This window comes from Mycobacterium arosiense ATCC BAA-1401 = DSM 45069, from assembly GCF_002086125.1.
Classification (GTDB): Bacteria; Actinomycetota; Actinomycetes; order Mycobacteriales; family Mycobacteriaceae; genus Mycobacterium; species Mycobacterium arosiense.
Genome location: NZ_MVHG01000008.1, coordinates 29,492 through 42,931, shown reverse-complemented (window position 1 = coordinate 42,931; position 13,440 = coordinate 29,492). Strand labels below are relative to the sequence as shown.

At 65.9% G+C, this 13,440-nt stretch carries 13 protein-coding genes; 2 read left to right on the top strand and 11 right to left on the bottom strand.

From position 1 onward, the window contains the following. Positions 1-2: 2 nt before the first annotated feature. From BST14_RS05735 to BST14_RS05705, 7 genes are all read right to left on the bottom strand, one after another. Complete coding sequence (locus tag BST14_RS05735; protein ID WP_083063610.1) at positions 3-1,142, bottom strand: M24 family metallopeptidase; 1,140 nt, start codon at positions 1,140-1,142, stop codon at positions 3-5. Further along, the gene (locus tag BST14_RS05730; protein ID WP_083063609.1) at positions 1,132-2,385 is read right to left on the bottom strand and encodes a M24 family metallopeptidase; all 1,254 of its coding nucleotides are present in this window, start codon (positions 2,383-2,385) and stop codon (positions 1,132-1,134) included. The genes BST14_RS05735 and BST14_RS05730 overlap by 11 nt, the downstream gene beginning before the upstream one ends. Next, complete coding sequence (locus BST14_RS05725) at positions 2,385-3,446, bottom strand: amidohydrolase family protein (protein WP_211280662.1); 1,062 nt, start codon at positions 3,444-3,446, stop codon at positions 2,385-2,387. Before BST14_RS05725 ends, BST14_RS05730 begins: the two co-directional genes overlap by 1 nt. Positions 3,447-3,603: 157 nt before the next feature. Then, on the bottom strand, positions 3,604-4,848 hold the full coding sequence (locus tag BST14_RS05720; protein WP_083063684.1) for a cytochrome P450: 1,245 nt from the start codon (positions 4,846-4,848) through the stop codon (positions 3,604-3,606). Between the two features lie 5 nt (positions 4,849-4,853). Further along, complete coding sequence (locus BST14_RS05715; protein ID WP_083063683.1) at positions 4,854-5,048, bottom strand: ferredoxin; 195 nt, start codon at positions 5,046-5,048, stop codon at positions 4,854-4,856. Between the two features lie 11 nt (positions 5,049-5,059). Beyond that, positions 5,060-5,725 (bottom strand): TetR/AcrR family transcriptional regulator, encoded by a 666-nt coding sequence (locus BST14_RS05710; RefSeq protein WP_083063608.1) that lies wholly within the window; start codon positions 5,723-5,725, stop codon positions 5,060-5,062. 113 nt (positions 5,726-5,838) lie between these two features. Continuing rightward, positions 5,839-6,645 (bottom strand): SDR family NAD(P)-dependent oxidoreductase, encoded by an 807-nt coding sequence (locus BST14_RS05705; protein ID WP_083063607.1) that lies wholly within the window; start codon positions 6,643-6,645, stop codon positions 5,839-5,841. A 169-nt stretch (positions 6,646-6,814) separates the two neighbouring features. Here BST14_RS05705 and BST14_RS05700 point away from each other — a divergent pair, with 169 nt between their 5' ends. Together BST14_RS05700 and BST14_RS05695 are read left to right on the top strand one after the other, a co-directional pair. Beyond that, the gene (locus BST14_RS05700) at positions 6,815-7,579 is read left to right on the top strand and encodes an SDR family oxidoreductase (RefSeq protein WP_083063606.1); all 765 of its coding nucleotides are present in this window, start codon (positions 6,815-6,817) and stop codon (positions 7,577-7,579) included. Positions 7,580-7,934: 355 nt separating this feature from the next. Continuing rightward, on the top strand, positions 7,935-9,473 hold the full coding sequence (locus BST14_RS05695; RefSeq protein WP_083063605.1) for a multicopper oxidase family protein: 1,539 nt from the start codon (positions 7,935-7,937) through the stop codon (positions 9,471-9,473). Positions 9,474-9,476: 3 nt separating this feature from the next. Here the strand turns inward: BST14_RS05695 and BST14_RS05690 are convergent, their stop codons facing one another. From BST14_RS05690 to BST14_RS05675, 4 genes are read right to left on the bottom strand one after another with little or no spacing between them, the layout of a single operon-like run. Next, positions 9,477-10,292: an alpha/beta fold hydrolase gene (locus BST14_RS05690; RefSeq protein ID WP_083063604.1), complete on the bottom strand. Its 816-nt coding sequence runs from the start codon at positions 10,290-10,292 to the stop codon at positions 9,477-9,479. Further along, positions 10,292-11,281 (bottom strand): cyclase family protein, encoded by a 990-nt coding sequence (locus BST14_RS05685; protein ID WP_083063603.1) that lies wholly within the window; start codon positions 11,279-11,281, stop codon positions 10,292-10,294. The genes BST14_RS05690 and BST14_RS05685 overlap by 1 nt, the downstream gene beginning before the upstream one ends. Further along, on the bottom strand, positions 11,269-12,096 hold the full coding sequence (locus BST14_RS05680; protein ID WP_083063602.1) for a coniferyl-alcohol dehydrogenase: 828 nt from the start codon (positions 12,094-12,096) through the stop codon (positions 11,269-11,271). Before BST14_RS05680 ends, BST14_RS05685 begins: the two co-directional genes overlap by 13 nt. A 41-nt stretch (positions 12,097-12,137) precedes the next feature. After that, positions 12,138-13,439 (bottom strand): LLM class flavin-dependent oxidoreductase, encoded by a 1,302-nt coding sequence (locus BST14_RS05675; protein ID WP_083063601.1) that lies wholly within the window; start codon positions 13,437-13,439, stop codon positions 12,138-12,140. Between the last annotated feature and the right edge of the window lies 1 nt (position 13,440).

Genomic DNA, 13,440 nt, shown 5'->3' with positions numbered 1-13,440 from the left:
GGCTACGACTGCCAGAACGGGCTACCGGTCAACACGTCGGGGCCGTCGGCGGTGATCAGGACCGCTTCTCGCCCGAAGACCGCGCCGATGCCCTCTTCCCATACATAACCGGTGACGGCCAGCACCATCCCGGGCTCCAGGCGTTCGTCGGCCGCGGTAGCGGGCAGGTGCTTGGAGACGACGGGCGGGTCGAACCCCATGCCCAGGCCGCGGGCCACCGGCGTCGGCGGGTCGGGCTCGCCGGCGGCGTGGTAGGCGGCGAGCAGGTCGCACGCGACCGTGCCGGGCCGGCAGACACTGATCAGCCTGTCCCACAGGATCTCCCAGCGCCGCTGCAGAGCGGCGGCACCGTTGGGCGCGTGCCTGGTGTCGGCGGGCCAGGTCCGGCCGACCTCGCCGATGTAGCCTCCGGCCAGCACCCCTGCGGAGAACGCCACCAGGTCGCCATCCTGAACGCGGCCTTGAATCCGATCATCGTCGTCGGCCCGCCGCCATGGATGCGTGCGCGAGGTCACCCATGCGACATCCTGATTCGACGGGGTGCTCACCCCACCGGCCGCGGATGCCTCCAGCAAGGCTCCGGCCAGCGCCTGCTCGGTCACCCCCGGTCGCAACTCCGATACCGCGGCCGCCAGGGCCGACTCGGCCACCGCAACGGATTCCCGGATGGCGGCGATCTCTTCGTCCGTCTTGATGCGGCGGGCCGCCCGCATGGCCAGCTCGCCGTCGACCAGCTGGGCGTTGGGAAATGCGGTCGGCAACAACTGGGCGAAAACCGGTGAGAGGGCGTCGGTTCCGACACGGCGTGCCCCGGCCGCGCCGTCGATGCGCTGCAGCGCCGCCATGGTGTTCATCGGGTTCCACGAGATGCCGTAGAGGTTTTCGTGGGGGATGTCTTCCGGAACGCCCTCGTCCCAGGTGCTCAGGAGGTGAACGGCGCCGGTTTCGCGCACGAGCACGCAGGTGGGGCCGAAGGGCCGGGTGCCGGCAACCCACAGCTGCGGTGCGCCGGTGACATACCGGACATTGGCTTGCCGGCCCAGGACCAGGACGTCGAGATCGTGTGCCGCCATCTGGTCCAGCGCCCGCTGGCGGCGCCCCAGGCGCAGCGTGCGCTCGTCGGGGCAAACTTCAACTGACATGGGAGCCATAGGGGTCATAGGGGTAGTCGGTCAAACGGATCCAGCCTTCCTCGGTGATCACCAGGACCTCTTCGCTGCGATAGCCGCCGGTGCCGTCCTCCCACACGACGGGCTCCAGCACCAGTACCATCCCGGATTGCAGGACGAAATTCTCGTCGAACTCCTGGCCGAGATCGGTTCCTATCATCGGCATTTCGGCCGCGTTGACGCCGATTCCGTGACCCAGGTAGAAGTGCGGCAGCCAAGGTTTGCCGCCGTCGTTGGCCTTGATGGCGGCGCGCCCCAGATCCGCCGCGGTGGCACCGGCCTTGGCGACACCCAGCACCGCGCTCATGATTTCGAACCACTTGTCGAACTGCGCCCGTTGACGCGGCGACGGGTCGCGGCCGACGATCCAGGTGCGCCCGAAGTCCGAACAGTAGCCCTGATAGGTGATGCTGACGTCGGTCCACAGCACGTCGCCCTCGACAAGTTCGCGTTCCGTGGTGAGCAGCGGCAGCGCCAGGTCGCCGTGTGTGGTCCACACGCCCTCGGCCTTGCTGGGCGGCATCACCTGCCAGATCGGCTCGAGCATGCTGGCCGTGGCGCCCAGTTCGAAGGCGCGGCGCAAAAAGCTTGCCGACAAATCGATCTGACGGATTCCAGGCGCCAGGCTCTTCTGCACCTCGACCATCGCCTCGTCGGTAATCCGGATCGCGGTGCGAATGCACGACAATTCGTCGGGAGTTTTCACCGACTTGGCGGCGCTCACGATGGCGGCGGCGTCAACGGGCGCCCCGCCCGGGAACAAGGCCTGGGCGGCACGCGACATGGCGCCGGTGAATTCGTCGACCGCGACTACCGCCGTGGTCGGGATGAGATCGGCCAGCTGACGCGCGAAATGCTGAACGCCCTCGTCGAATTCGAGATACACGGGCCCGTGCAGGTGATCGGCGGGCAAGTCCGACTCCTGCGATGCCCCCTCGCGGAACGGCAGGAACAGGTGGGGCCACTCGTCGTCGGCGAGCACCACGGCCACCGGCCGTTCGACGTAGGACAATCCGGCGTCGCCGAGCGGCCAGCTGGCACCGGTCGCATAAACCACCGAATTGTTGCCCAGCAGGATCATCGCGTCGACACCGCGCTCGGCCATCGCCGCGCGCAGCCGGGCCCCCGTCTCGCGGCGCAGGCGGGCCAGGTCGACGGTCTCCGGGATCACCAGTGGATTGCCGGTGTTGGTGTCCAGTTGCGCGAAGGTCGTCACTATAGACCCAGGAACTTCGTGACGTTGTCGCTGACGATCTTCACCGCGTTCTCCGAACCAACCGCGTCCACAACGGATTTCAGCGACTTCTCGGAATAGCCGTAGGTACTCTCGTTGTGCGGGTAGTCGCTGGACCACATCACCTTGTCCACTCCGATCTGATCGATCAGCTGCAGGCCTAGCGGGTCGACCATGAACGAGGCGCTCATGTGCGTGTCCCAGTAGTAGCGCGGTTCGTGCTCGAGGATCCGGTTGAACATGTGTTGGTACGAGCCCATCAGGTGGTCGGCGTCCTGCAGCGCCCACGGCACCCAGGAGATGCCGCCCTCGAACCAGCCGATCCGCAGCCCGGGATGATCGTCGAGAATTCCGGTGAAGAGGTACTTGGCGAATTGCTCGCGGAACCCGTCGATGTTGATCATCATGCCGACCACCACGCTGTTGAACTGGCACGGGGTTTTCGGCGGGGTCTCCCCGATGTGGTGGGTCACCGGCAGACCGGCGGCCTCGATCTCGTCCCAGACCGGCTTCATTGCGGTGCTGCCGTAGTCGATGATATTGCCGTCGTCGTCCTTGCCCGGGTTGAGCGGCAGCAGGAAGGTCTTGAGGCCCAACGACTTCAGCTCCTCGAGTGTCTTCCTGGTGCCCTGCGGGTCCCACCAGTTGATCAGCCCGGCGCCGTAGAAGTGGCCGCCTCCGCGCTCCTGCAGCTCGGCGATGTATTCGTTGTAGATGCGAAAGGCGAGCTCGCGAAGCTGCTTGTCCGGGTAGTGAAACAGTGCCAGCACCGCGTTGGGGAAGGCCAATTCCTTCTCGACGCCGTCGTCGTGCAGCTCCTGGATGCGGGCCTCGATGTTGGTGCTCGCGGCGCCGGGCAGGTCGTCGTATTGCATGAGCACGGCGCTGAAGTCGCCCGGCAGGAATGACTGCCCCTTGCGGCCTACTTGGTAGGCGCCGTCCTCGTACCAGATCCGCGGCGCCTTATCCTTCAGATCGTCCGGGAAGCGTTGGTAGAAAATGTCATCCGCCAGCGAGATGTGGTTGTCGGCGGAGAAGACCACGGTCCCCTGCGGCAGACCGACATCGCTGCCCGCGGCGTGACCACGCCGGTCCTTCGGAGCTCCATAGCCTCCGGGTGGATAAGGCGTGCTTGCTTGAGTCGTCATCATTGACCCTCCAATCGGATCCGCGAAAATTCTTCACAAGTCATGAACTGGCCTACCACGTCACCGGCAGTTCGTACACGCCGTAGGCGAGTCGGTCGTCCTTGAAGGGAACCTCTTCGATCGGAATGGCAAGCCGCAGCGCGGGAATGCGCCGCGCCAGCGTGTGGAACACGATCTGCAGCTCGGCGCGGGCCAACTGCTGCCCGACGCACTGATGCCGTCCATAGCCGAAGGCGACGTTGCGGTCGGCGCCGGAGCGATGCAGGTAAAGCCGGTCCGGTTCGGCGAACGCGTCCGCATCCCAGTTGGCCGGGGCGAGATCGATGATGATGCCCTCCCCGGCACGGATGGTCTCGCCGGCGATGTGGATATCTTCGAGCGCGACGCGGCGCTGACCATTCTGAATGATGCTCAGATAGCGCAGCAGTTCCTCGACCGCGCTTGCGATGACCTTCGGATCTTCGGCGTCGCGGATGACGGCCAGCTGGTCGGGGTTTTCCAGCAGGGCAAGCACGCCGAGCCCGATCATGTTGGAGGTGGTCTCATGCCCGGCGATCAGCAGGCCGGTGCCCAGCTGGGCGGCCTCCTTCACGCTGAGTTCGCCGGCCTTGACCCGCTCGGCGAGGTCGGAAACCGCGTCCTCGGCCGGATTTTCCATCTTGGCCTCGACCAGCTGAGCGAGGTATTTGTGCAGGCTCATCGCGCCTTTGACGGTGTCCTCACCGGTGGCGTAACGCGCGAGCCCGACGTTGGCGTGATGCTGGAACATGTCGGCGTCCTCGTAGGGAACGCCCAGCAGCTGGCTGATCACCAGCGAGGGCACCGGCAGCGCCAGCGCGGTGACGATGTCGGCGGGCCGCGGTCCGGCCAGTATCGCGTCGATGTGCTCGTCGGTGATCCGTTGGATGGTCGGTCGCAGGCCTTCGACACGCTTGAAGGTGAACGGCTTGGACAGCATTCGCCGGAATCGGGTGTGCTCCTCGCCGTCGGAGGTGAAGACCGACCGCGGCCGCTTGTGCACCGTGGACAGCATGCCTTCGTTCCAGTGCGGGAACCCGGGCTGCCGGTCGTCGACGCTGACCCGCGAATCCGAAAACAGCTCGCGCACGTGCTCGTAACCCGTGATGAGCCATGGTGTGCTGCCGTCCCAGATCCGGACCCGAGACAGCGGCCGGGCTGCGGCCAGCGCCATGACGTCCGGCGGTGGCGCGAAGGGGCAGCGCGGCTCCCTGGCCATCGGGTAGTCCGGAATCTCGGAGGTGTGCTCCGTCGCGGTGCTCGTCAGGGTGTCGGACATCGTCTTCATTCCTCGATGTGGATGGCAAGGGCGGGGCAGGCCGCCGCCGCCCGGCGCGCGCCCTCGGCCTGCTCGGGCGTGGGATTGGGATTGAGCAGCACCACGACGCCGTCGTCGTCGCGCTGATCGAACACTTCGGGCGCATTCATCACACAATTCCCCGATGAAGCGCAAACATTCTGGTCGACAGTCACTTTCATTCGCACGCCCTTCACTCGTACGCCGTCACGGGCGCCAGCCACAGGCCCACGATCGCGTCGATGAGCCCGGACGCTGCGGCCCGCCATGAACGATGGGACGTCACTGCGCCCGCGGCAAGCGCGCGTTCACGGTCGGCGCATGTGTGCATCAACAGGTTTCGAGCCATGATGTTGCGATCGAAGTGCACTTCGGCCGGCAGCTCGGGCAGGCAGCGGTTGATGCCCTCCACGACCTGGACCAGCGACGGGGAGCTGAGCGCACCCTTGACGATGATGTTGTAGTAGGCGGGGTCGGTCATCGCCTGGGCCGCAAAACGCGCATACCAGGTCGGATTTCCGAGCTCCTCCAGGTGATCGGTGAGCGGACGCACCAGACAGGCCACCCAGTTACGCATTTCGGTCGAGCCGTCCGTGTCGAGCAGCTCGGTCACCATCTGTTCGCGCAGCTGCTCGACGGGCCCGCGGTGCTTGCGCTCGATCGCCCGCACCAGGTCGGCCTTGGTACCGAAGTGATAGCCGACGGCGGCGTTGTTGCCCTGGCCGGCGGCCTCACTGACCTGCCGATTGGACACCGCGAACATGCCATGCTCGGCGTACAGGCGCTCGGCCGCCACCAGGATCGCCTCCTGGGTGGAACTGGCCCGCTCGGTGCGAACGGTCCGGCCGACGGTGGTCATTGGATCAGTCAACCTCGTCCGGTAATTTAAGTCAAGCGATTGATTTAAACTGGCGGGCGGCTCCGTCGCCCACTGCTGTCGGCGCATCGTCACGTTCGGGCCGTTCGGGGATCTCAGCTCTGTTTTCTGGATCGGATCGGCTTGCCCGCCACGGTCCCGCCGTCGACCGGCAGCACCGTCCCGGTGACATAGCGCGAGCGGTCGGTGGCGAAATACAGCGCGGCCTCGGCGACGTCATCGGGCGTGCCCTCGCGCTTCAGCGGCCGGTCCTCGCGCATGCCCTGGCGGATCCGTGCCTCGAATTCCTTCAGCTGCTCCGGGTCCATGCCGGCCGCGGACTTGCCCAAGATGGGCGTGGGGATACTGCCCGGCGCGATCGCGTTCACCCGAATCTCGTGATACGCCAACTCGATTGCCGCCGCCTTGGTGAACTGGATGACCGCCGCCTTGGACGCGCGGTAGATCATCACGCCGCCGCCGGCCTGGATGCCGCCGATCGAGGTGATGTTGATGATCGATCCGCCGCCATGTTCGGCCATGTGCCGCGCGGCATCTCGGGTACCCGCCATCACGCCAAGCACGTTGACCCCCATCACCCGGTGAAAATCGGTGAGGTCGTCGTCGAGCAGCTTCCGTAGCGGGCTGGATATCCCGGCGTTGTTCACCATGACGTGCAGGCCGCCGAACTTCTCGACGGCATCGGATACCAGCGCACCCACCTGTTCGGGGTCGGAGACGTCGGTCTTCCGGAAGGCGGCGGCCCCGCCGAGCGAGGCGGCCAACGCCTCGCCGCGCTCGACCTCGACGTCGGCGATAACGACCTGCGCGCCCTCGGCCACAAACCGCTCCGCGAGACCGCGACCGATGCCTGAAGCGCCGCCGGTGACGATGGCGACCTTGCCGTCCAACTCGTTGACCACACGACGAGTTAAGGGCGCATGCCGCATTAAGTCAAGCAACTGCTTTAACGGCTGCGGCACGCGTAGTCCGGTGAATTCGATATGCCGCGGGCCGTCGAAGCTTCCGGTCCCTTGACGCCTAGTCCATGCTGAGTAGGCCAGTTCATCGGGAAACTCGGAAGGCGTGACCATGAAGGTGTTGGTAATCGGTGGCAGCGGGTTGATCGGGTCGCAGGTAGTCACCCAGCTCACCGAGCTGGGGCACGTGGCGGTTCCGGCCTCGCCTCGCTCGGGGGTCGACACCATCACCGGAGAAGGTCTCGCCGACGCTGTCGCCGGGGTTCACACGGTGGTGGACGTATCCAACTCCCCGTCCTGGGCTGACGACGACGTCTTGAACTTCTTTACGACCTCGACCCGCAACCTGCTCGAGGCCGAGCGTGCCGCCGGAGTGCAGCACCACGTCGCGCTGTCGATCGTGGGAGCCGACCGGGCCGCGGCGAGTGGCTACATGCGAGCCAAGATCGCCCAGGAGAATTTGATCAAGGAATCCGGAGGGCCGTTCACGATCGTGCGGGCCACGCAATTCTTCGAATTCGTTGGAGGCATTGCTGATTCGCTGGCCGATGGGGACACGGTTCGTGCACCGCATGGGGCGTTTCAGCCCATCGCTGCCGCGGATGTGGCCACGGCGGTCACCCGCGCGTCGATCGGTGAGCCGGCCGGGCTGATCAATATCGCCGGCCCCGAGAAGCGGGGCATGGACGACTTCATCCGGACCCGGTTCACCGCAATCGGCGACACCCGCGAAGTGGTGACCGATCCGGACGCCCAGTATTACGGGGCGGTGCTCGACGACAGCATGATCGTGCCCGTCGAGGGCGAAGAAGTGACCCTCTACCCCACCAGGTTCGGCGACTGGCTGGCTGCCCAGGCGCCCAGCGCCGCCAAGTAGAAAGCCCGCCGCGATCGGGTCCGGATCGATCAAGCGTTGAAACCATTGGTGGCAACGCACGGTTCGTTCAGACCGACAGGCTCAGGGCCGTGCTCTTCCTCGACTCTCGGGCGGCCTGCATCCGCCGTCTGACCAAATGCATTCGAGCGCAGTCGGGTTGGTGTGTCCGCCTGCTGGCACGGCACATCCGGCGGCACGAGCGACGGCCGCAAGGCCTAGCGGTGGCGGTTGCGGTCCGCCTAACATCCAAGCACCAGAACGTTTGGGCGAGCCATAGACGAGGAGCGCCAATTTGTCCGTGCAACCCTCCAGTGGCGTGCCCTTCGACGGGGCCCGGCTCACCAGGCGCGGTTTCATGGCCGCCGGCATCGCCGGCGGGTTGGCGCTCACGGCGTGCAGTCAAACCAAGCCGAAGCCGTCGGGCAGTGCCGGGATGTCCACGGCCATCGCCGAAACCGAGGCCGCGCGGCCACATAGCGGCCGCACCGTCACCGCCGAGCTGACAGCGCAGGTGGTCCAGGTCGACCTGGGCGGGCCGGTCGTCCGCACGCTGGCCCTCGGCAACAGCATCCCCGGCCCGGTGATTCGCGCCGGCATCGGCGACGAGGTCGTGGTGTCGGTGTCGAACCGGCTCGACCATCCCACGTCGGTGCATTGGCACGGCATCGCCCTGCGCAACGACATGGACGGCGCGGAGCCGGCCACCCCGAACATCGCGGCCGGCGAGGACTTCACCTACCGGTTCTCGGTGCCGAATTCGGGGAGCTACTGGGCACATCCGCACACCGGCCTGGACGAGGACACCGGTCTCTATTTACCGGTCATCGTCGACGACCCGACCGAGGCCGACTACGACGGCGAATGGATCGTCGTCCTCGATGATTGGACCGACGGCGCCGGAAAGAGTCCCCAGCAGCTTTACGGCGAACTGAGCAACCCGAAGAAGGCGCCGCAGAACGCGCCCGAAACGACAACCCCGACGACGACCGAAACAAGTCCCGCATCGACGTCGGAGACGACGTCGACCAGCCCGACAACCTCGACGAGCGAAGCGCCCCCGCCACCGGCGGCCGTTGGCACCAGCGACCTCCTCGGAGGCGACGCCGGAGATATCGTCTACCCGTACTATCTGGCCAACGGGCGAATCCCTTCCTCACCCATGACCTTTAATGCCAAGCCCGGCCAGCGGATCCGCATTCGCCTCATCAACACCGCCTCCGACACCACGTTCCGGGTGGCGCTGGCGGGTCACGCGATGACGGTGACCCACACCGACGGCTACCCCGTGGTACCCGCCCAGGTCGACGCCCTGCTGATCGGCATGGCCGAGCGTTACGACGTCATCGTGACGGCCGCGGACGGCGTCTTCCCATTGGTTGCGGTCGCCGAAGGCAAGAACGGCCTGGCCCGCGCACTCCTGTCCACCGGCGCGGGTAACGCGCCCGACCCGCAGTTCCGGCCGGACGAACTCACCAAGCGGGTGGGCACCGTCGAGATGTTCACCGCCACAACGCCGGTCAACCTGGGCCGCCCCGACCCCGGCCTCAATCTGCACGTGGTCCTCGGCGGCAACATGGCGCGATACGATTGGACGATCAACGGTCAGCCCTACGGCAAGACGAATCGGCTGCGCGTTCAACAGGGCCAACGGCCGACCATCACGTTTGAAAACACGACCACGATGTATCACCCGATCCACCTGCACGGGCACACCTTCCAGGTGATCAAGGCCGACGGAAGCCCGGGCGCCCGCAAGGACACCGTCATGGTGCTGCCCACGCAGAAGCTCGTCGCGGTGCTCGTCGCCGACAATCCCGGCACCTGGGCGATGCACTGCCACAACACTTATCACCAGGTCGCGGGAATGATGACTCGCCTGGACTACGTCTTCTGACGTTCAGACCGCGCCCAGGAAATCCAGCAGCAACTGGTTGACCACCGAGGCCTGCTCGATCTGGGGGCAGTGTCCCGCGTTGTCGACCACCACCGAGCGGGCACCCTCGATCTGCTTGGCGATCTCGGCGGCCCAACCGGCCGGAAGGAGCTTGTCGCCTCCCCCTTCGACGACAAGCGTTGGCACGTCGATGCGCTCGTAGGCGCGAGCGCTCGACGGGGTGGCGGACGGTGTGGCGCCGGGGCGGCGAAACCTGGCCGCGGCGATGGCCTCCCACGCCCCCGGCGCGGTGCTCGACTCGAAACGGCGCCGCACGTAGTCGTGGTCATCCGGATATCCGGGATCGAAGAACAACGCCTCGACGATGCGGCGCATCGCCGGCAGCGTCGCGTCATAGTTCTGCAGCGCCTCGAAATGCTGGTTCTGCTGGATTTCTCCGCCGCCACAGATGATGGTCAAGCTGCGAATGGGCAGCAGCGGGGTGTCCGACGTGGCGTCGGTGAGCAGATTGATGGCGCCCATCGAATTGCCGACGAAGTGCGCCGAGTCGACGCCGAGCAGTTCGCAAAACCGCGCCACATGCCGGATCCGCATGCCGCGGCCGTCGACGAAATCGATGACCTTTGCGGATTGCCCGAAGCCCAGCTGGTCGGGCGCCAGGACCCGATGTCGTGCGGACAGCGCGGCGATGTTGCGTTCCCACCCCAGTTCGGCGCCGGCGCCGAACTCACCACCGTGCAGCAGTACCACCGGGTCGCCGTCGCCGGCTTCCAGATAGCTGGTGGTCAGCCCATCGACCGACAGCGTTTTGCGCCGCATCACTTGATCGCGATCGGGTTGACCGGTGAGCCCACCGCCCCAACGAATCTCAGGGGTGGGGCGATGAGTTGAAACTCGTACACACCGTCGGCGGCGCAGTCGGCGGCCAGTGCCGTGAGGTCCCAATACTCGCCTAGCATCAGGCCCATGTCGCGCAACGTCAGCAGGTGGAAGGGCAAGAACACGCCCTCGACCCCCGACACCGGGTCTTCGACCTGGAGGTTGTCGGACGCGACCGCGGCGATCTCGTGATCGTGCAGCCACTGGGCGCATTGCCAATCCAGCCCGGAATACGGTTCGGTCTTATTGCCCGTCTGCAGGAACCTCGTCCACCACCCGGTCCGGATGAGCAGGATATCGCCGCGACCGATGGTCACGCCCTGGGAGCGGGCGACCTCGTCCAATTCCCCTGGGGTGATGGGTTTTCCATGCTCCAAGAAGACTTCCGCGCCGCGATGGCGCACCAGATCCAGCAACACACCGCGCGAGGTGATGCCCTTGCCGTCAACCTTCTCGATGCCGAGGTGTCGGGCCCCGAGGCTGGTCACCGAACCCGCCGGGATCCCGTTGTAGAGCTTGTCGTCGTAATAGACGTGCGACAACGCATCCCACTGGGTCGCCGCCTGCAACGGCATGATGATCATGTCGTCGTTGAACCTGAACAGATTGTCGACGAAGTACGGACCCATCTGCGCCGCCGTGGGATTGCGGTCCCAATCCGGGCCGTACTGAGCGAGCGTGCTGGCGTCACCACCATCCACCGTCATCACGTGGATGGGATTGTGCCGAAACCCGAAGGCGCCCTGCGGTCCCGACGACCCGAAGTCCACGCCGAGCGGGAAAACCTTCCCGTGCCGGACCAAACTCGCTGCCTGGGCGATCTTTTCGGAGGTGATGAAGTTCAGCGTGCCGAGCTCGTCGTAATCGCCCCAGCGGCCCCAATTGCTGACATCGCGAGCGGCCCGGCGAAAGTCGGTCACACTGGCCACGGAGCACGCCCTTCCTCGAGTTCATCCGCGATCGCGGCGCCGACATTTCCGCCGTCAACCCACAACACCTGGCCCGAAATATAACTGGCGGCACCGCTATTCAGGAAGAGCAGAGCCGCTGCCTGCTCGGCCGGTTCAGAAACGCGGCCCAGCGGCTTGGGGATGTCGTCGAGAAATCCCTGTCCGTAGGCGGTACGCAGCTGGTCCAGGATCGGCGTCTCGGTCACACCGGGACCGGTGCAATTGATGCGGATTCCCCGCGCGCCCAGCGGCGTGGCGTTGCGCATGGTGTACAGGATGATCGCTTCCTTGGACAACTGATAGCCGGTACCGAGCGTGTCGGGATGCTCACGGCACCAGTCGATGCCCTCCTGCATCGTTGCCGTGTGCAGCAGCGGCGCCACCGCCAGCAGATGCTCCCGGTAGGCGGCCGCCGCGAGCGATGTCACGCTTACGATGGCCGACCCCGCGACCATCTTGGGTATCAGCGACTCGGTGACGTGGCGCGTGCCCAAAAAGTTGACGGTCACCACTAGCAGCGGGTCGCCGATCCCGGACGACACGCCCGCGACATTGAACAACGCGTCGACAGGACCGGACACGTCGGCTACGGCCGACTCGATCGATGTCCGATCGGCCAGGTCCACCTCGTAAAACTCGTCGATCGCGAAGTCCGGGCGTCGCTTGTCCAGCCCGATGACTTCGGCCCCGAGCTCGCCGAGCCGCCACACCACGTGTTCGCCTATGCCGGAGGAACATCCGGTGACAACCGCACGGCGACCGTCGTAGCGCCACAGCTCGTCGATTGCGCCCAAGGCTCCCCTCGAAAATCTCCCGATTCAGATGCCGTTCGGCACTACTTCTGCTGTTCCTTCGCGCGCTGCGCCGCCTGCACGCGGCCCTCGTTGATCTCCGCCATGGCTTCGGGGATCTCGCTGGCGGTGAACTTACCGCCGCGGCCGGTCGGGAGTCCACCGAACGAGTAATCCTCGTCGAATTGCGGTGCGGTCGATTTCGGCCGGCGCGCCTCCACCTTCTCGATGACGGGCTCGAGCCGCTTCGCCTTCTCCGCCACGGCCTTCGCGTCGCGCTCGATGAACTCGGGAAGCACCTCGGAGCCCATCAGTTCGATGGATTCCATGGTGCCCTCGTGGCTGCGCGGGTTGAGCAGCAGGATGATCTCGTCGACGCCGCTTTCTTCATAGCCGCGCAAGAACTCGCGCACCGTGGCGGGAGATCCGATGGCACCCCGGCCGGGACCGTACGCCAGCGTCGGATCCTTTTCCACCTCTTCGAGGTAGCGCTGCCACACCCCGGTCCGCCCGGGCGTGTGCACCCCCGTCATGTAGTAGTGCATGATTCCGAACGAGAAGAACCCGCCGCCCTGGCCGAGCCGTTGCAGGGCTTGCTCATCGGTCTTGGCCACCATCATCGACAGGTCGCCGCCGATGGCCAGGATGTTCGGGTTGATGCGGGGGGTGACGGGGACGCCGTTCTCCTCGAGCTCCTTGTAGTAGCCGTTTACCCGCTCGGTCAGCGGACCGGGGCCGGTGTAGGCGAAACTCAATGCGCCGATGGCCTTTTGGGCCGCCATCTGCACGCTGGCCGGCCGCGTGCAGGCGACCCACACCGGGGGGTGCGGCTTTTGCAGTGGCTTCGGGACGACGTTGCGTGCCGGCATCTGCACGTGCTCACCGTTGAAGCCGGTAAACGGCTCTTCGATCATGCATCGGATCGAGACCTCGAGGGCCTCTTCCCACTGTGCCCGCTTGTCCGCGGGGTCGATGTTGAATCCGCCGAGTTCACCGACCGACGACGATTCCCCGGTGCCGAATTCGACGCGACCGTTGGAGAGCAGGTCGAGGGTGGCGATGCGCTCGGCCACCCGGGCGGGGTGGTTGACCACCGGCGGCAGGTGCATGATGCCGAACCCCAGCCGGATGTTCCTGGTCCGCTGGCTGGCCGCGGCCAAAAAGATTTCAGGCGCCGTCGAGTGGCAGTACTCCTCGAGGAAGTGGTGCTCGGTCAGCCACACGGTGGAAAAACCCGCTTTGTCGGCGGCCTCGACCTCGTTGAGACAGTCCTGCAGCAGGACGTGTTCGTCGTCGGGTGCCCAAGGCCGCGGCAGGGCGAATTCGTAGAACAGGGAAATTTTCATC